Raw genomic sequence first — 17,783 nt, 5'->3', positions numbered from 1 at the left:
CGTTGCATCAGCCGTGAGATGCGGTAGCCGCGACCACTTGTCGGATCGCGTAGGACCGTGCGGCGCCCCCGCCGCTCCACCAGAAACTCGCTCCCTTCATGGCCGTCGGTGAAGGTGATCGTCGCGGACAACCGAATACGGTCGCCGTCGGCCAGTTTGCGCGACTTTCGTTCGAGACTGGCACGGCACCGTCGGCGCCAGTCCAGCGCATGGGCGTTCTCGGTCGCGGTCAGCAGGTCGAGGATGGCTGCCGGACACTCGGCCTCATAGGGCCCCATATTTTCCGTCATATCCTTGTACCCAAACACGAGTCCTTCACGGTCGTGGGGGTTCCAACGGACCAGGCATATGATCGCGATAATCTCGCCGCCCTGCCTGTTCGTCATGACCTGGGCGGCGGCGTAGTAGACACGGTTCTGCGGGCAGGACGAAGCGAGTACCCGCAGTCCGGTCGTACCGCCATCATCCAGCGCCCGCTCATAGGTGAACTGCGCGTCGAGATAGGCACTCGCGGACGCATGACCGCCAAGCGATCCACGTTGCATGTAGAGCCAGCCCATTACACGCCCTCCCGCTGTTCGCTGGGCGTTGCCATGTCCTCATCCGGCGCATCGCAAGATGTACCTCCGAAGGCACCGAGAAATGTTATGGCCTGCTCGGCCTTGGCGGCGGCATGGATGATGGCACTCTTGTCGCCCCGAAGGATCGACAGCCAATGGCTCACATAGCTCGCATGGCTTTGATGAAGTTCGTTGGGGAGACCAAGCTCCGCGCAGCCCAGACCTGCCCCGATCTCGGCCACAAGTTCCTCAAATGCGTAAGCCTGATCGCCGAAGCGCTTGCCGAAGGTGCGCGCAAGGCGGCTTGCATGTCCGCTCCAATGGACCGTCTCGTGCAGCCGCGTGCTCGCATACAGATCCATGCTGTCGAAAGATGACGGCCTGGGCATTTGGATATAGTCGAAGGTGGGGCTGAAATAGGCCTCGCTTCCGCCATGGCGAACGGCTGCCGGGATCGGTTCGAAGAAGCGATCGATGACGGCCTGTCGCCCTGAGGGGGTGGGCTCGGGATCCGCCAAGGGCGCGGCATAGTAATAGGCGGGGAGCCCGTCGATCTGGTCGGCATTGAAGACGATGTAATGGCGCAGAAAGCGAATGTTCTTTTCGACCGATGCACCTGTCACCACGTTGGTCTCGGTTTTCTTGAACTGGGAGAAGTAGACCGACACCGCCCCCCGCTCGCCCTTGCGGACATGCCCGCCGAGCTGCTCGGCCTGGCGGAACGTCATCCAGTAGCGCGAGGTGTAGCCCTTGGCGTCGCCCAAAGCCCACAGGTACAGGGTGTTGATGCCAGTATAGGCGGTTCCGCAATGTCTGAGCGGACGTAAGCCCTGCCCCGGGGCGCCTCGCCAGGGTCGCTTCCACGGGGGTACGCCCTGTTCGAGCTTCTCGATGATGAGATTGGTGATTTCGGCGGCAACGTCCCGCCGGGCACTGGTGGGTTTCGGCATGTTAGGATCCGATCGGGATACAAAAAGGACCGCTGGCGCTGCATCGCGCCAGCGGTCCGTTGGGCCAGAAGGTGAAATGCGCGCTCAGACGGCGGCGATCATCTCGTCGGGAGCATCGAGGAGCTCGTCGCAAGCAGCCTCTTCGCCCGCCTCCAGTGCGGCATGCGCCTCCTCGCTCTCGGCCTCGCTTTCGGCGTTCTGGTCATCCTGCGGATCGTCCTGCGCTGACGCGGTGTCGAGGAAGCGCATCGCATCGGGCACCCATTTGAGCGCCGCCTCCTTCACTTCAGCCTCGACCATGGCCTCGCCCGCGAACAGCTTCTCGCAGGTCGAGGAGATATCGGGCTTCTTGGAGGCTGCGTAGCGTCCGGAGACAGCCGGACCGCCGACATCGTGCAGCAGGCTCAGCAGCGCCGCCTTGGGCACCCGATCGAAGAAGTTGACCGAAGTCGGACGCCACCAGGCCGCGACATCGACCTCCATGATCGTTGCGAGGCGGTTCTGAAGGGCGTTCTGCGGCACCGTACCGTAGCCATCCTTGGCTTCGAGCGACATCGCAACGATATAGGCGAGCCATCCAGCCTTCGCATCGTCATCAAGGTCGCGGAACGCCTCGAACCGCGCGACCGGATCGGCCGCTTCGGTCCAGGCCGCCTCCAGCCCGTCCTGCGCCTCCGCCAGGAAGGTGCGCGCGATCGTAGCGGGCTGCTCGCCGACCACAGGGTCCTGCGGAGCCGATGCGCGGATCGTCGAACCATGTTTGGCAAGATACTGGCGCCGCCCATCCACCATGACGAAGATGGCGTAATCGAGCGCCAGCGCCGGATGCTGGATAAGGTTGGCCGCCAGCACGTCGCGGCGTTGCATTGCCAACTCCTCGAAGAGCCGCATGCTGAGTGCCTTTCCGCCCGGAGCAACCGTGTCGGGACGAGGCGTCACGGCCTCGCGCTCGCTGCGGCCAGTGGTCTCGCCGTCAGCATTGCCGCCGTCATCACCGGTTTCGGCGGTGTCATCCAGCAGTGAACCGCTTTCGTCGAGGCGCAGGGGCTGCTCGCTATAATAGGCGGTATCGAGCAGCAGTTCGCCGCGCTGCGTGAGGGTTAGGAATGCTCCGACCAATGGCCGCAAGGCATCCGGCAACACGCTGGGTCTGTCATGCAGCCCGCTGCGCTCCTCAGCGAGCCGGTCATATTCCGCGTCGAGCTCGGCAAAGCGCTCTTCGGCGATGTCCTCGTCGTCCATCTCGGACTGGATCGCTTCGAGCCGGGTGTCGATTGCGTCGAGGTGCAGCCGCTCGTCATCCGTGAAGGGGAGTTGGGGCAGCATGACCCGATAGAGGCCTGCGGCCGCATTATAGGTGTGGGCACTCGCGATGGGGCGAATCCAGGCCAGACCGGTTTCCTCGCCGATGCGCTTGGCCTCCGCCTCCATCTTCTCGCCGCCGAGGCGCTGCGCAATTTCCGGGTTGACCCAGCGATCTCCTCCGTCGCTGAACAGGTCACGATCGACCGCACCGCCGGCGGCAACATAATCCGTCTCCCCAACCAGCAGCGCGACGGGATCATTGGCTTTCATCGTCTCATTGGCAATGGCCCGCCGGATTGCGTCGGCATTGATATAGCTGTGGTGGCTGTAGCTGTTGTAGATGAGGAGCTGCTTTTCGCGGTTCTCAGTCGATGCATAGGCCTTGGCGAGGTCGAGGGTGAGTTCACCTGCTGCAAGCGCGTCGAAGATCGGATCTGCGAGGTTTGCCAGGCGCAACCGCTGCTCGATGAAGCGACGGGTCTGCCCGAACCGCTTTGCGACCGCATCGACGTCGCCATCCACCCCAAGGAAGTGCTGGAAGGCCCGGCACTCTTCGGCCGGGGACAGCTTGAGCTGGTGGAAATTGGCCGCGAGCGAAGTCTCGCTCAGAGCCGCATCGCTGTCCTTGAGCACAAGAACGGGCACGTCGAAGCTGTCGGCGTCGATGGTGCCGCGCTCGGCGAGCAGCAGCAGGCCGCGCAACCGCCGTCCACCATCGAACACCTCGAATGTACCGCGCGGCCTGGCTGGCGTGACAAGAAGGTTCTGGAGAACACCGCGCGCCTCGATGTCGGCCGCCATCGGCTCGATCGCGAGATCCTTTTCCGGTGCAGTGCGGACATTGATGGGCGAGAGGCGAAGCTTCGCCAGTTTGACGGTCTGAATCATGAGGGCAACTCCTTCTGGCATCCGGACCAATCCGGACATCACCCTCGATCCCCCTTCCCTCTTTCCCTGGGCCACCTTCGGGAGGCTGCGAAAGGGCGCCGGGCGTTGCGAGCAGTCCGCGCTTCCAAAATTGGCGACGGCCGCCTATGGCAATGCCTTCTCGCGGAGACGCGAGCGGGGCGTGGAAACCTCGAAGAGCAAGAGCCGGTCTCGTTCAAAACCGGGTGGCGGGCGCGTATGTCCAGGCCACCCGGCTAAAGGCGTTCGCGCCTAGCTTGCTCTAGGTTTCCAACACCCGGTTCCGAAGCGACGACGCGCCATTCGGGCGCGTCGCCGGCTTCCAGGGGGGGATATGGACGCTCGCGATGAGAGGCCTTGGCTGGCCATCGGTTTGATGCGCAAGGCAGCGCAGATCCTCGACGCCGCAAATGCGTGCCATGCTGCGTCCCTGGCACGGTCGGCCACCATCGCAATACTCACCGACCTGGGGCTTGAGCCCGAGGAGGAGCTTGACCCGGACCTGGCCACTCTCGTGGTGGCAGTTCCGCTTAATCCAGGCGATTAAAGTATCTCGCGCGGCGACAGATAATTATCTTGCCGGACCAGTGGTAATCGACCCCTTTGGCCCCATGTAGAGGAACAATGAAGGGGGTGCCGGGTGTTCGAGAAAGTTGCAAAAAATCAGCACTATGTCTGGAAGCACTATCTTCAGGCCTGGACGATCGATGATTAACTGACGTGCCATCGGCAGCGCGATCGCCAAACGATCACCACCAATCCCAAAAATGTCGGCAGTTCACGCTATTTTTACAGAGTGGAGACCTTCTCGGAGCGTGAACTGGAGTATCTGCAGGCGCTTCCGAACCGATCGAAAAGCGAGCTGGCCCGGAAGGTCGCGCTGAATTTCATCCATTTTTTCACCATGACAACGCAGCTGCGTCGACTGATCGCCTCCCTTCCTCCTCGCGACGAGGAGACGCGGGCCAAAACCGAAGAGTTGCTGCTGAACGCCGAGCGCGGACTTGGCGAAGCATGGCACGTCAGCGTCGAGCACAAGGGCGCACCCTTTCTCGATCGGTTGCGTATGGGAGACGCCTCGTTCTGGACCGATGAGCGCGAAGCCTCCGATTTCTGCTTCTTCCTTGGGACACAATTCACGAGGACATCCCGGATGAGCAAGGCGATCTCGGCGATCGAACTGCCTGCGGGCCTCGACCTTGCGCGCCTCTGGCCCGTGGAGAGCCATCTTTGGGCAACGGACGTCGGCGCGGGCTTTACCGGTCACCGTAGAACAACCCACGCGACGATCCTTACCAACGACACGTCCACCCCCTTCATCACCGCCGATCAGCCGGTGATCAATCTGCGGCCGCAGGCCGACCCGATCTCGATATTCTACTATCCCGTAACGCCCACCATCGCGCTTCATCTGGAAATTGGCCAGCCCGACTGCCAGGTTAAGACCCGGGCCGTATCGCAGTTCGAAGCCGAACGTCTCAATCATGACATGTACCGATGGTCAGAAGATCAGCTCTACGGCATTGACGGAGCCTATCTCGAGGCGGTCGCCAGCCTGCCAAAAACAGAAGTTCTGTGAGCGGGCATTCAGGCGGACAGATTTTCTGCCCGTCTTTCCTTGCCTTCGGATATTTGACTTCAAGAGGCTGATAATCAACTTGTTTCCGATTTCGTTTCACCCTTTCAGACGCTACATTCGTTTCCCATCGCCAGAAGATGTACCCGGGGGGTTTTGCTTGAGCAACGATGATGACGAGGCATATCTGGCGGCAGTCGAGGCAATGCTCACGGCCGAAGGCATGGCAGAGGCTGCTGAACTGCTGCGCACGGCCGAAACCGAAGTCGTTGAAACCGGCTTTGACAACTGGAATGGTGGAACCCGCCTCTACACCGTTTTTCTGGGGATAGACCCGGCGGAATACGGGCGTCTCGGGTCCAAGCGTGACACGCTCCAGGAACAGATTTCGGCGCGGGTAAGGGCCGTTTTCGAACGGGACGACAACACCGGCTTCAGCGCGGCGATCCGCCCGCGCATTCGCGCCCGTCCCGACTGGCGCACCGCGCCGGCGACCCTCACCCGCCGGGCTCGGCGCAACATCATCGACGGTATCAAGGTCGATGGGGTTTCCTGGATGGGTGCGCTGAGCGATGTGGAGTTCCTCCAGCGCCTATGGGATCTCAAAGCCCTGCCATCCACCGACGACCGGTTCGACGATGCCGCCGGTGACATATGGCAACACCGGTTCAACAATGATGATTGGGAAGATGACTGGATCTTCGAAGACCAGCGCTTCAATCTGATCGACGGTTCCGCTGACCGCTTCCTCGCGTTTCTGGCCGAGATGGTCCACCCGGTGGTGCGTCCGGATCGCAACCAGGCCCTAGAGATCGTGCGTAACTTCAACGATCAGCTCCGTCCCGAGGGCTGGGCCCTGGTGGAAATCGAGAAGATCGCCGGCCGCCCCCGCTTCGTAGCAAAGGCGATCGCAGACATGGGCGGACGCGCGGTCATGCGTGCAAAGTCCGTTGCCGACGCACTCGATGCGGCCTGGATGCAGAAGGAGATCGAGCGGGTTGAGAATGCGATCGAGCGGGATCCTGCGTTGGCGATCGGCACCGCCAAGGAACTGGTCGAAAGCTGTTGTAAATCGGTACTGACCAAGCGCGGGGTCACCTATTCGAGCAGCGCCGACCTCCCAGCGCTCACCAAGCTCGTGGCCAAGGAGCTCGGCCTTGTTCCTGAAGATATCACCGATGCGAAGCGAGGCGCTGAAACCATCAAGCTGATCTTGCGCAATCTTGCTGCGCTGACCCAGTATCTGGCTGAACTGCGAGGCCTCTATGGTTCGGGCCATGGCCGTGACGGCCGGCATCGCGGGCTTCAGCCCCGCCATGCCCGTCTTGCGGTCGGCGCTGCGGTCTCGTTCATCGACTTTGTCACTGAAACCTTCCGTGAGCGCCAGCTGCGCGACACCGCCGCAGATAGTGCGCGGACCGCTGACGCCAGCGCCATTTCCTGACCACTGCCGCCCAAGGCCAACAAGAGGCACCTGCTTTGCCGACGTTCGAGCATCAGTTCACCGCCGCCAACGGCACCGTTACAACGAACTCAATCAGCCTTACCGTGCAGGATATCGAGAATGCCGGGGTGCTTGAGGTTCTGCAGTCTCCCGGCGCGACCCTTGGGCACTGGCAATTTCTCGGCGCCCTTCTCGACCCGACGGTCAGCAGTTTCAGCTTTCAGCAGCCACTCGGCCACGCCCGCGAGGTGAAGACTGCCATTTCCGGACTTTTCGGGCGGTTCGTAGCGCGGGCTTATGCGACGCAGCACCTTGGCCTCACGCATTTCGCCCATGTTCGTAAGCCGCCAATGGCACTGGGGGGCGTGATGCGAGGGCAGTTGAGGCGCGTGCCGTACCAGCGCGGCGACATGCCCGATTGGGTCGCCTGGGGCCCATCAGCCGGGATGGCGATCGTCGAGGCCAAAGGCTGCCACGACGGCAAAGGCCCGCAAGCTGCGCTGGATCGCGCTTACGTCCAAGCCAATCGCGCCGAGATCCGTGTGCGGGGCCGTCCTGCTCCCTTCAAACGATACGCAATCGCCACCCGTTGGGGTTTTACCAGCCCAAAAACCTCGGCGCCGATGCTCTGGGTCAAGGACCCCGACGAAGATGCCGAGATCAGCGCTGCTGAACAAGAGAGCCTGCAGCTTGCCATGGTGCGATGGCACATGGGCTCTCTTCTGGTTTCTCTGGGCCACGATGCCCTGGCCAAGCCGCTGCTTGAACTGACAGGACATCGCTTCAAGAACAGGGTTGCTGACGCGCAGCGACGGGCAGAAGCGGCCCTAGACGACACCGTCCCAATGGTGGTGGAAGGTGACATTGCCCCTGATACCCCTTTGGTGGGTGGCTATGTCGGCCGCGCAGGGCGCCTGAGCGCGACCCAGTTGGACGCGAGTGAACTTGCAACCCTTAACAAGCTCGGCCTGCGTCCGACATTTGTGGGTATCGAACGCGATGCCATCAAGCAGGCGATCGAGGGAACGGTGCGGCGTGCGCCCCCGGCCCTTGATGACGATGGCACTCTGTCGTTACGGGAGGGCGAGGATGGAGCGGGGAGCTGGGTGCTTCCGCTCGACGACGACGCGCGCCGTGTCCTTCCCCTCGACGGAGGCAGGTGAGTTGCCCTTGCCGGATTTTGATCTGCCTGACCGGTCGCTTCCGTTGGAACTGATCTGGCCGGCTGTAGGCAACCCGGTGGCGATCCTCCGTTTCGAACGGCCGACCCAATGGCGCGAATTTGTCGCGTCGATGGCGCTAGACGCGGCCATACCAGACATTGTCCGCCTGAAGTTCGAACGGGCCCTCAAGCTGTTCCTGTTGGGATGGCTCGACGCCGACCTCCTCAAGGGCGCCGAGTTGGTGGCACTGACGGCGCTCGAACTCGCGCTGCGCGACCAATATGGGAAGATCGTCGCGCCGATCGCAAGCCGGAAGATCAAGCCCGGATCGCCTGAGGCGATGATGGTGCCCGCGCCACGATACTCTTTCAAGGCACTACTGCGCTACATGGTCGAGGGGGACGGCCTTACGGACGACGCACTTCCGATGATCGTGCGCTGCCGCGGCACCGCGATCGGTCAGCTAACCGGATCGATGAAACCGACGCTTGATGAACGGCGCAATGCATTAGCGCATGGCGATCCATTCGACGGGATGCCGACGAGTGGCCTTGTCGAACTGGTGCGCGATCTCATCAGCTTCGCATATCGGGATCGGCTTGGAACGAGCCCCGGGCTGCCGCACAACGCCTCCTGACAGGCGATCAATCCTCCGCGGGGGCAAGAAGCCATTGATAGGCTGCATCTGCGTCGAGAAACACCTTCATGTGACCATAGCTGGCGGCGCGCTTTTGCTGGATGCTTTGGAGACTGGTTGTCACGACATAGGCGCGACGGTCCTGCTCGCGGAACAGCTCACGATGGGCGGTGGCAAAGCGATCGGCTAGCGACTGGGTCATCACGTTTGAATCTGTCAGGTCGACGAGGATCCGCAAAGGCTTTTGCGACCCCCGGGCTGACCTGATGAACCGCGCATAGTCGAGAAGGAACCGATCAGCGTCCGCGACCTCCCAGAAGCCGACCACGGTGCACAGGATGACGCCGTCGGCGGAGAGGTGAAGCGTGTACAGGCAATCGCCATTAGGTCGTTTGACGACGACATCGCCTAACCGCGAAGCGCTCTCGGCACTCATATCCAACTCCTCACAGGCCGCCTAGTTTGTATGTTCGTATCACAAATACAACGCACCGGAGAGTGAGACATTAGGCGAATAATTTACGCCTAATATTTCGTTATTAACTCTAAACCTCACTATCCGTTCGCGGTATTTCTGAATCGATACGCTAGAGAGCCTCGCCCGTTCCCAGCAGCCTGGCGATGATGGCTTCAGCCTGATCGATCGGGATAAAAATCCGGGTGCGATACTGTATGATTTCGGTGAAGCAGCCGAGGGATTTCAGCCAGTCGAGCTGCCCATGCGGTGCTCCACCAATTTCGACCCTGGCCTTCCCGTTGACGAGTGCACGCTTGAGCGTCGCCGGGAAGGGGCGCGCTATTTCGACACTGCGTCCCGCAAGCACTGCCTTGGCGAGGTCAGAAGGCGGTAAGGCCTCGGCTCGGTCGAGACCGAGCTTGGTGAAGAGCGCAACAACATGCTCATCAAAGACAAGCCTGCCTAGCCAGGATTTACCCTCGCCATCGACAATGCGGTTTACCGACAGGTGATCTGTTGGCAGCGAGGACCAGATCGGTAGCAACAGCCCGGTCGCCAGACGGATTGTCTCTGTATCGACCGTCGCTGCAGCCTCCTCGGCCTCGCGGGTCCAGGCCGCGATAAAGTCCTGCCGGTCCATCGGCTCCCAGGCGCTTTCGAGGAGATCTGCCTCGCGGACATATTCTCTTCGGGTCGGGCGCTGCAGTTCGATCCGCGGGACCGGAATGCCATCTTCGCCCATTCCCGAGCGCGCTCTGGTCCGCAGCGCAACTTTCTCCGAGCGCGCATTGCGCACAAACGCCGCTGTCGGATCGTCCTTCGCCATGCGCAGGATCCGCTCCAGCATGATGGGATGGCGGCGGCGCTCGATCTCGATGGTGAGCAGATGAGAGGTCGCCCCGCTCAGAGGATCGGTGCGCAGGACGCGGTCCTCCAGGATCGTTGCCTTGTCGACCATGATGGTCTCGACACCGACATCAAGCGTACCTGCCTCGCGCGCTGCAGAAATCCGGGTTTCTACCAGCGCGAGAAACTCGTCGAAGATCCGGTTCTGAAGATCGATCGGGAGCGCCAGCAAGCGGTTCAGCCATCGCTGGATCGGCGGCATCTCGTCCTTGAGGACACCGTCGTTGTCGCACAGTTCGAGCCCCGTGCGCTGCTGGAAGTCATCAAAGGTGGTACTCTTGAGCTTGCCGGCATGGAGCAGATCGAACCAGGTAAGAAGCGCTGCACAAGCATATTCGCTCTCGAGATTGTCGGACGGATCGAACAGGTTCTGGCCGCCCGTCTGCCGCTGCCCGCGCGTCAGGGCCCCCAGGCTGTCGAGGCGTCGGGCGATCGTACTGGTAAACCGCAGCTCGCCCCGGCAATCGGTCGTGACAGGACGGAACAGCGGGGCACAAGCCTGATGGGTTCGATGGGTTCGCCCCAGCCCCTGAATGGCGCGATCCGCCCGCCACCCAGGTTCAAGCAACAGATGGACACGCTGCTGCTGGTTGGGCGCGTCGAGCGATGCGTGGTAGGACCGACCCGTTCCACCCGCATCCGAGAACACCAGGATGCGTTTGCGCCCCTCCATGAAGGCAGAGGCCTCCGCCTGGCTGGTACGAACAGAACGGGATTCCAGCTTCTGTCGGCCACCCTCGATTGTTACGAGCCTCTTGGTCCGTCCCGTGACTTCAGCAACCGCGTCGGGCCCAAAATGCTCGAGCAGAGCGTCAAGAGCGGACATGATCGCTGGCATCGCGCAAAGCTGTTCGATGAGCCGATCGCGGGCGGCTTCAGCTTCCGGGTTGTAGATCGGTCGGCCCGTATCGTCGACCATAGGAAGCGAGCGCGCCGTGCCCGTGTCATCGGTGAAGACGCGCATCTGCCGGGTCGGAAAGGCGCGCTCAAGATAGTCGATGACATATTCTTTCCAGTCGAGATTTATGTCGAGCGGTTCGCGTGCAGGCGCGGACTTACGTGATGAAGACATCGATTTTACTCCAGATAATTAAGGTGATCGGGTTTCCGTTTCTGGTGGCTGACGGCGGATTTGGTTGGCGTTATGAGGGGGCATGGACCCAGATTTTTCTTCGGCCGTTGAGGAAGAGCGCCTTCGGCATCTCGCCGAAACTCATCCAATCATCAGCGAGATTTTGAAGCGGTGGTCGGCGATTAGTCTGCCGGATGCTTGGCTTTCAGGCAGCATCATCGCCCAGGCGCGGTGGAACGAAAGTTTCGGCTTTGACCCGTTGCACGGCATCGCTGATGCTGATCTTGTTTATTTCGATCCGATGGAGCTTTCTGAAACTGCAGAAGCGGAGATAAGCCGCAAGATCTCTGAGATTTTTCATGATCTTCCAGTGAAGATGGACGTAAAGAACCAGGCGCGTGTGCATGAATGGTATCGCTCGAAATTTGGATATTCCATTGCGCCCTATCGTTCGGCGGTAGCTGCCATAGCGACGTTCCCGACGACTGCGGCTGCGGTGGGCATTCGAAATGAAGGCGGACTTCAAATTGTCGCGCCATTTGGTTGAACGATCTTCTACTGCCTCTCGTCCGTGCAAATGCCACCCAGATCACAGAAGAAATTTACAAGTCTAAGACGAACCGCTGGTCCGAGAAATGGCCCAGGCTCGAAATCAGGCCGTGGATTGATGCAGTCAGGCTGCGGGAGGAACAGGTTGTTCGTTCTGAACAACCTGTTCGAACCGTCACGCTCGACGTCTGACGTCTTCCAGCATCGTAATCAGCGGATCCGCTGGTGGCCTGAAGCGGCCAGGCTTGACCATCGGCGACCCGTGCGCGGCGAGGATCTGCAGCTTCTCTTCAGGATCGGCACGCAGATAGGCTTCCGTGCTCTGGATGCTGGCGTGGCCGAGCCAGAGCGCAACTTTGCGGATGTCGCCGGTCGCGGCGAGCGTATGCATTGCGCAGGAATGCCTCAGCACATGAGGCGTGACCCGCTTGCGTAACAGCGATGGCTGCTTCTTCGCCGCCGTGGCGACATGCGTGACCAGCCTGAACGCAAATCCATCGCGCGTCATTGGTTCGCCCTTGGCGTTAAGGAATATCTCCATCGCCTGACATACCGGCCTGACGGTGAGCCAAGCCCGCAATGCTGCCTGCGTCTCTCGCCACAGGGGCAGCACACGCTCGCGTCGGCCCTTGCCAATAATGTGGACAGTTGCGAGCGAGCGTTCCGGAAAGTCCTGCATCTGTAGTGACAGCAACTCGGCGACCCGCAGACCGCCGGCGTAGGCGAGGTGCAACATGGCGCGATCCCGGGTGCCGAGGCGAGATCGGGGGTCGGGTGCGTCGAGCAGCGCGGTGATCTCGTCCCGTGTCAGATAGTCGATCAGGGTCGTGTCGGTCCGCTTTGTCGGTACGGCACGAACACGCAGCGCGAGATCGAGGCAGGCTGGAACGCGATACTCGGTGTAACGGAAGAACGCCCGGATCGCCGCAAGCCGAGCGTTGCGAGTTCTGGGGCTATTTTTACGTGCATCTTCCGCGTGGTCGAGGAACGCCATGATAAGCTCGGGATCGAAATCCTCGATCGCCAGGTCAGTAGGTCGCCGCTTCAGGCGGTCGGCTGCGAACCGGACCAGAAGCGCGAAGCAGTTCGCGTAGGTCGTAACCGTATGCGGGCTGACATTGCGTTCCCTCGGAAGATGATCACGCAGGAACGCGGCGAGATGGGGAGCGAGCGCGGTCATGCTGCATCTCCCACGAAAAGCTGCTCACCTGCGGCGGCGATGTCGCGAAGGAGGACAGGCGTTGCTTCGAGATACCAATATGTGTTCGCCACATCCGTATGGCCTAGGTAGGTGCTGAGCGCCGCCATATGATGCCGGATGGCCTCCCGATCGCGCGGGCAGGACTCAAGCGACCGAACGGCGAAGGTGTGCCTCAGGTCGTGGACGCGAATGCCCGGCGTTCCGGTCGGCCCGCGGAAACCCAGCTTGCGAGCCAATTTGACGAAGACGATGTGAACGACGGTCTGGTGTGGCGCGCAGCCTCTCGTGGTGACGAACAGATCGTTGCCACGGGCGTTCAGCCGTCTGCGAATGCGCAGATACGTATCGAGCGCCTCTCGCGTCGATGGCTGGATCGGCAGGAGGCGTTGCTTGCCGAACTTGCCGTTACGGATGGTGAGGCCATCGTTGACCACATCGTCACGCTGGAGCGCGAGCGCCTCGGATATCCGCAGGCCCGTCGTCGCCAGCAAGCCGAACAGATAGTGGTAGGTATGCGGGCTGATCTTGCCTTTGGGCGGAAGATCAAGGGCGGCCTGCATGATCGCTCTCAGTTGCTCGGGCTCGATGATATGTGGCGTCGGGCGGCGTCGCTTGCCTCTTCCGAAGACGGCTGCCGGCGGCACCTGATGCTGCTGATCCTCAGCATGGGCATAGAGGCAGAAGCGGCGCAGGTGGTCGAACCTGTCCCGGGCCACGTTCTGGGAGCTGGCCGACCGGCACCAATCGTAGAGCCGCTCGACTCTAATGTGCCGATCGCCGAGGCCGTTGGCATAGCTGGCAAAGAGACGAAGCCATCGCTCCTGGACGTCAAACTTGCGGCCGAAACTGCGATGCAACGCGACATAGCGTTCAATCTGAGCGTTCATCATGCCGCGTCTCCCGGCCAATCCTGGGCGACCTTGAGCAGCATCGGGACGTCGACCTTGGCGTAGATGGCGGTGGTCGCCGGGGAACGGTGGCGCAGGATCGTGCCGACCGACTCAAGGCCGGCGCCGGCGCGAAGCATCTGTGTGGCCAGCGAATGCCTGAAGGCGTGGGCGCCAGTGGGCACTCCCTCGATGGCGCCTCGATCGAATACACGCGCTACGATGCCGGCGATCTCGGCTGACGAACTGAATGGCCGGAAGGGAGGTTGCACCCGAACGAACAACCGTTCCTCGCTGATCGGCGGCCGTGCCTGTTCAAGATAGTCGAGGATCGCATCCCCGACATCCTGGGGCAGCGGCAGGCGATCGGGCCGCCTGCTCTTGCCACAAACCCTCAGATATCCTTCGTTCCAGTCGATATCCGTTAGACGGAGCTGCCAGATATCGCCGGCTCGCAGACCGAGCCTGGCAAGCAGCAGGATGATGGCCTTGTCACGGATCTCCACCGAGGTATCGGTCTTGCAGGACGCAATGATCCCCTCGACCGTTGCCTCGTCCATGTAACGTGGCAGGGTGCCGAGCCGATAGCGCCTGATGGGCGGAAAGGCATATTGCAACGCTGCGTCGCACTCCCCGCGTGAGACGAGAAAGCGCACATAGCTCCGCATGATGCCGGCGATGGTCGATGCGGAACCGGGCGCTTCGGTGATGCGGTGGCTGACGACCCGTCTGACGGTCGCCGCGTCGATATCGGATGGCGGGTCAAGCAACAGATACCAGCGCTTCACCTCTCCGCTGTAGCGCCGGATCGTCTCAGTCGCGCTCCCGCAATGGGTCTTCAGCCATGTCTTATAACCAGCGAGAAGCTCATCTTCGCGATGCTGGCTCTCCGCCTGTGGAAGTACCTGCCGGCCACGCAAAAATCCGAGGAAGCGTCGGGCACCTTTGTTGCGGCGTAGCGGACCGTGATGGCCGATCAGCGTTCCGCGCTTGCGGTAAACCGGGCAACGGCAACTGTGGCCAGCATAAAGGGCAACATGCTCATCAGTGACATCCTGCCAGCGCAGGCGAGAAATGCGGATCCACGCGGCAAAGTGCGCGGCCTCCGAGCGGTAGCTCTTGATGCTTGCCGCGCTGTAGTGCTCCTGCACCAAGAACACCGCATAGTCTGCCAGTTGCGCGTCAAGGTGATCGACATCGTCGGGCACGGCGACAATGCCCTGGTCCTCCAGGAAGCGAACAAAGCGCCGGACCTTGCTGGTGAACGTCGGCCGGTTGGGCTCATGGCGGGAAAAACCCCGACAGCGGCACCGATGCTTCTCGAAGCGGCGGACAACAGCGTCATCAACAATCGATACCGCAATGCCCTGCTGATCGATCCAGAACAGGAAATGGCGAGCAGCTGCTTTGTAAAGTGCCGCTGATCCCGCCGCACTCCCCAGAAGAGAAGAGTGGAAGGCGGTGGATAGAGCGTCTGGTGTGGGAGCGTCTCCCGTCCAGGGCTTGGGCCGTCCGTATGAAACGACCGTCTTTGGCAACGTCATAGATCCTCCAGCTTGTTGGGGCTGGAGGCACCTTAATTATCTGGAGTAAAATCGATGTCTTCATCACGTAAGTCCGCGCCTGCACGCGGACCGCTCGACATAAATCTCGACTGCAAAGAATATGTGTTATCTGGATCTCCGGATAAGACATATTCGCGGGGTGACAGATCCACATCGAGATCGGCCCGCTCCTCAGGACTGAGATCGCCCAGGCGCCGGTCGAGGATAGACTCTGCAGTCGTCACGAGTTGCAGGACCACTGAGGCGCCATCCTCGAGGTGCCGTTCCACGCCGGCGATGACGGTGGGTAGCTTCATGCTCAGCAAGACCTGGCCGAAGAAGCGCTGCTTGGTCGATTCCAGGCGTGACCTGGCGGCCGCCTTCGCCCCGCTGTTGAGCGTCGCATTCTCCAGGCTATCGACCACAGCGGTCAGTTCAAGCGCTCTCTCCATGTTCCGATGGATGATGGCCCAGGCGTCGGCATAGGTGTCATAGATGGCGATCTGCTCAGGCGTGAGTTGATGCCGCAGTATGTCATATTCCACGCCGGCGAAGCTTAGGGCCCGCGACGTATAGAGCCCTGTCGCCTTGAGGTCGCGCGCGACCAGTTCCATCGCGGCGATGCCGCCCTTACGGATACCGCTGATAAACGCTTCCCGGTCGGCAAAAGCCGTTTCCGGCCCCCACAGTCCAAGACGAACGGCATAGGCCAGATTGTTGACGTCAGACGCGCCGGTTGCCGACGCGTAGAGGACGCGAGCATCGGGGAGATGGTTTTGCAGAAGGACGCCGCAGATGCCCTGCTGGGACCCCTTTTTCGCGCCCATAGCCCCCTCCCCTCCGGCCACGCCGCCCATCTCGTGCGCCTCATCGAAGGCGATCACGCCATCGAAGCTGCCACCGGCCCAATCGATCAATTGCTGCAGGCGACTGTTTTCGCCGCGTGCAGAGCGAAGCGTCGGGTAGGTCACGAACACGACGCCCTGGTCGAGCCTGATCGGTTCATCGATTTTCCAGGCGGTCATTGGCTGGATGTCAGCCGTCATGCCGCCCAGCGCCGTCCAGTCGCGCCTGGCGTCCTCGAGCAGGGGTTCGTTCTTGGTAACCCAGATATGGCGTCTGCGGCCCGCGAGCCAGTTGTCGAGAATGCAGGCGGCAATCTGACGCCCCTTGCCGGCGCCCGTGCCATCGCCAAGGAAGAAGCCCTTCCGGTAGCGCCGCCCCTCTTCCGAGAGCTCCAGTCCGACGCCCTCCTTGGCGGGGCGGAACTGGCCGGGAAGGAACTGGTCCCAGGCGTCCCCTGCGTAGATCACTGTCTCAAGCTGCGATGAGGACAGGAGTCGCTCCGAAATGGTCCGCTCGGGCAAGCGAGGAATGTGCCTTGGCCGGGGCGCCGGGATCGAGCCCATCGCTACCGATTCCACCAGCGCAGTCGGATGCTCGCCGGCATGCTCGAAGACGAGGCGGCTTGGCCGATAGGGAAGATACACCCCCGCCTGCTCGGCGAGAGGCGCTGGAGCATCGAGGATCGTATAGGAGACTGGCAGGACCTCGTTGCGGACCGGGGCATGATAGGCCCGCGGCCCGGTAGGCTTGCTGCTGCGCGCTGCGCGAAACAGCGAGACGCCTGTGGATCGGGAGATTGCCGGTTTCGTCGATGGTTCGCCAATCGGGCATCGGGGGGTGACGGTCACGCTGTCCAGCAGATCGTCCAGGCTGGAGCCCTGGATCGTCGCCGGCGTTGCGCCGCCTGCCACCTTGTCGACCACGAAAAGGCGAACGGTGATCGAGGTGCCATGACGCGTGTAGCATTTCTCGAGGCGCAACGAGGTACGCACGGTGCCACTGCGCATCGAGGTCTCGAAGATATCGCGCATGCGGGCTGAGGGTCCGAACCAGTCAGGCATGATGGCAACCAGGCGTCCCCCGGGCTGCAGATGGCGCAGCGCTGCCTGGAAATGCCGCACGGCTGCATAATCATCTGCGCCGCGCCCCAGCGAACGCGAAAATGGCGGGTTCATAAGGATCAGGGTTGGACGCGGCGATTGTCCAAGCAGCGTGCCGATCGCGGCGCCATCGACGCCGGTGACCACCGCGTCAGGGAAAGCCTGGGTCAGGCGTCGCCGACGGTCTGGGTCAATTTCGTTGAGGTGAAGGGCGGAAACAGATCCAAGCTGAGCGACCAGAAGACCGTTGCCGGCACTCGGCTCCAGAACAATGTCGCTGGGCTGGGGCGATGCCAGGAGCGTGGCAAGGGCGGCAAGATCGACCGGCGTCGAGAACTGTTGCCATTCGATCTGGGTTTCGCTCCTGACCGTATGGGTCGGCAAGCGTTGCGCTAGTACTATCGCGGACGCCAGATCGTCGACGTTCGCCGGTCGCTCACGCCCGCGCAGGTGCGTGACAAGCGCCAGCTCGAGAAGCTCGAAACTTTCGCGCTGGGTCCAGCGGCCCTCGGCATCGGTGCCTCCAAAGGCATCGATCATGGCAGCGTTCAAATGAGCCCGGGTAATCGGGGAGCCCGTTGCGAGTTGCTCAAGGATTGCGCGTGCAGCGGCGCTCTCGGCATCAGGCGATGCCGCAGTCATTTCGTTCATGGCGGAGGTCTCCGGTTCGGTCGCCACCT

16 protein-coding genes are annotated in these 17,783 nt (G+C 61.8%); 7 read left to right on the top strand and 9 right to left on the bottom strand.

Annotated features, from left to right (window positions below; translation table 11 throughout):
- The 3 genes from BGP17_RS20400 to BGP17_RS20390 all read right to left on the bottom strand — a co-directional run.
- A partial coding sequence (locus BGP17_RS20400; RefSeq protein WP_286713396.1) for a DUF6927 domain-containing protein occupies positions 1-560 on the bottom strand: 560 nt, incomplete at its 3' end.
- A complete protein-coding gene (locus BGP17_RS20395; RefSeq protein WP_026109155.1) occupies positions 560-1,510 on the bottom strand; it encodes an ArdC family protein in 951 nt (316 codons plus the stop codon). The genes BGP17_RS20400 and BGP17_RS20395, both read right to left, overlap by 1 nt.
- Before the next feature lie 84 nt (positions 1,511-1,594).
- A complete protein-coding gene (locus BGP17_RS20390; protein ID WP_017501041.1) occupies positions 1,595-3,703 on the bottom strand; it encodes a ParB/RepB/Spo0J family partition protein in 2,109 nt (702 codons plus the stop codon).
- A 352-nt stretch (positions 3,704-4,055) separates the two neighbouring features.
- On the opposite strand from BGP17_RS20390, the gene BGP17_RS20385 reads away from it, so the two are divergent.
- The 5 genes from BGP17_RS20385 (at position 4,056) to BGP17_RS20365 (ending at position 8,541) form a co-directional block, all read left to right on the top strand.
- Positions 4,056-4,268, top strand: coding sequence for a hypothetical protein (locus tag BGP17_RS20385; RefSeq protein WP_017501040.1), 213 nt, complete (start codon positions 4,056-4,058; stop codon positions 4,266-4,268).
- Between the two features lie 168 nt (positions 4,269-4,436).
- Positions 4,437-5,300 carry a DUF4238 domain-containing protein gene (locus tag BGP17_RS20380; RefSeq protein ID WP_080727353.1) on the top strand — a complete coding sequence of 288 codons (864 nt, stop codon included), beginning with the start codon at positions 4,437-4,439 and terminating at the stop codon, positions 5,298-5,300.
- A 157-nt stretch (positions 5,301-5,457) separates the two neighbouring features.
- Positions 5,458-6,741, top strand: a complete 1,284-nt coding sequence (locus BGP17_RS20375) for an abortive infection family protein (protein ID WP_017501038.1) — start codon at positions 5,458-5,460, stop codon at positions 6,739-6,741.
- A 35-nt stretch (positions 6,742-6,776) separates the two neighbouring features.
- Complete coding sequence (locus BGP17_RS20370) at positions 6,777-7,904, top strand: hypothetical protein (protein WP_017501037.1); 1,128 nt, start codon at positions 6,777-6,779, stop codon at positions 7,902-7,904.
- Positions 7,905-7,911: 7 nt separating this feature from the next.
- Entirely contained in the window at positions 7,912-8,541 is a 630-nt protein-coding gene (locus tag BGP17_RS20365; RefSeq protein WP_232016670.1) for a hypothetical protein, read from the top strand.
- A 7-nt stretch (positions 8,542-8,548) separates the two neighbouring features.
- On the opposite strand, the gene BGP17_RS20360 is transcribed toward BGP17_RS20365, so the two are convergent.
- Positions 8,549-8,977: a hypothetical protein gene (locus tag BGP17_RS20360; RefSeq protein WP_026109152.1), complete on the bottom strand. Its 429-nt coding sequence runs from the start codon at positions 8,975-8,977 to the stop codon at positions 8,549-8,551.
- A gap of 151 nt (positions 8,978-9,128) precedes the next feature.
- Positions 9,129-10,823: a strawberry notch C-terminal domain-containing protein gene (locus BGP17_RS20355; protein WP_502688452.1), complete on the bottom strand. Its 1,695-nt coding sequence runs from the start codon at positions 10,821-10,823 to the stop codon at positions 9,129-9,131.
- A gap of 235 nt (positions 10,824-11,058) precedes the next feature.
- Between BGP17_RS20355 and BGP17_RS20350 the strand changes: the two genes are divergently transcribed.
- Positions 11,059-11,523 carry a nucleotidyltransferase family protein gene (locus BGP17_RS20350; RefSeq protein WP_286713395.1) on the top strand — a complete coding sequence of 155 codons (465 nt, stop codon included), beginning with the start codon at positions 11,059-11,061 and terminating at the stop codon, positions 11,521-11,523.
- A 177-nt stretch (positions 11,524-11,700) separates the two neighbouring features.
- Here BGP17_RS20350 and BGP17_RS20345 read toward each other — a convergent pair whose 3' ends face one another.
- Genes BGP17_RS20345 through BGP17_RS20335 form a run of 3 tightly spaced genes read right to left on the bottom strand, consistent with a single transcriptional unit; the run spans position 11,701 to position 14,821 of the window.
- Entirely contained in the window at positions 11,701-12,705 is a 1,005-nt protein-coding gene (locus tag BGP17_RS20345; RefSeq protein ID WP_286713394.1) for a tyrosine-type recombinase/integrase, read from the bottom strand.
- Positions 12,702-13,616, bottom strand: a complete 915-nt coding sequence (locus BGP17_RS20340; RefSeq protein WP_286713393.1) for a tyrosine-type recombinase/integrase — start codon at positions 13,614-13,616, stop codon at positions 12,702-12,704. The genes BGP17_RS20345 and BGP17_RS20340 overlap by 4 nt, the downstream gene beginning before the upstream one ends.
- Entirely contained in the window at positions 13,613-14,821 is a 1,209-nt protein-coding gene (locus BGP17_RS20335) for a tyrosine-type recombinase/integrase (protein ID WP_353681888.1), read from the bottom strand. The genes BGP17_RS20340 and BGP17_RS20335 overlap by 4 nt, the downstream gene beginning before the upstream one ends.
- On the opposite strand from BGP17_RS20335, the gene BGP17_RS23895 reads away from it, so the two are divergent.
- Positions 14,801-15,037, top strand: a complete 237-nt coding sequence (locus BGP17_RS23895; RefSeq protein ID WP_353681887.1) for a hypothetical protein — start codon at positions 14,801-14,803, stop codon at positions 15,035-15,037. The genes BGP17_RS20335 and BGP17_RS23895 overlap by 21 nt on opposite strands.
- Positions 15,038-15,189: 152 nt before the next feature.
- Here the strand turns inward: BGP17_RS23895 and BGP17_RS20330 are convergent, their stop codons facing one another.
- Positions 15,190-17,754: a strawberry notch-like NTP hydrolase domain-containing protein gene (locus tag BGP17_RS20330; protein ID WP_353681886.1), complete on the bottom strand. Its 2,565-nt coding sequence runs from the start codon at positions 17,752-17,754 to the stop codon at positions 15,190-15,192.
- Positions 17,755-17,783: the final 29 nt, after the last annotated feature.

The organism is Sphingomonas sp. 67-41 (genome assembly GCF_001899725.1).
GTDB classification, from domain to species: domain Bacteria; phylum Pseudomonadota; class Alphaproteobacteria; order Sphingomonadales; family Sphingomonadaceae; genus Sphingomonas; species Sphingomonas leidyi.
This window is presented reverse-complemented; position numbering and strand designations above follow the sequence as displayed.

Excerpts from the sequence above, each read along its gene's own strand:
- BGP17_RS20395 (WP_026109155.1), bottom strand. The coding sequence starts at position 1,510 with ATGCCGAAACCCACCAGTGCCCGGCGGGACGTTGCCGCCGAAATCACC.
- BGP17_RS20355 (WP_502688452.1), bottom strand. The coding sequence starts at position 10,823 with ATGGTCGACGATACGGGCCGACCGATCTACAACCCGGAAGCTGAAGCC.
- BGP17_RS20390 (WP_017501041.1), bottom strand. The coding sequence starts at position 3,703 with ATGATTCAGACCGTCAAACTGGCGAAGCTTCGCCTCTCGCCCATCAAT.
- BGP17_RS20345 (WP_286713394.1), bottom strand. The coding sequence starts at position 12,705 with ATGACCGCGCTCGCTCCCCATCTCGCCGCGTTCCTGCGTGATCATCTT.
- BGP17_RS20330 (WP_353681886.1), bottom strand. The coding sequence starts at position 17,754 with ATGAACGAAATGACTGCGGCATCGCCTGATGCCGAGAGCGCCGCTGCA.
- BGP17_RS20350 (WP_286713395.1), top strand. The coding sequence starts at position 11,059 with ATGGACCCAGATTTTTCTTCGGCCGTTGAGGAAGAGCGCCTTCGGCAT.
- BGP17_RS20385 (WP_017501040.1), top strand. The coding sequence starts at position 4,056 with ATGGACGCTCGCGATGAGAGGCCTTGGCTGGCCATCGGTTTGATGCGC.
- BGP17_RS20360 (WP_026109152.1), bottom strand. The coding sequence starts at position 8,977 with ATGAGTGCCGAGAGCGCTTCGCGGTTAGGCGATGTCGTCGTCAAACGA.
- BGP17_RS20340 (WP_286713393.1), bottom strand. The coding sequence starts at position 13,616 with ATGATGAACGCTCAGATTGAACGCTATGTCGCGTTGCATCGCAGTTTC.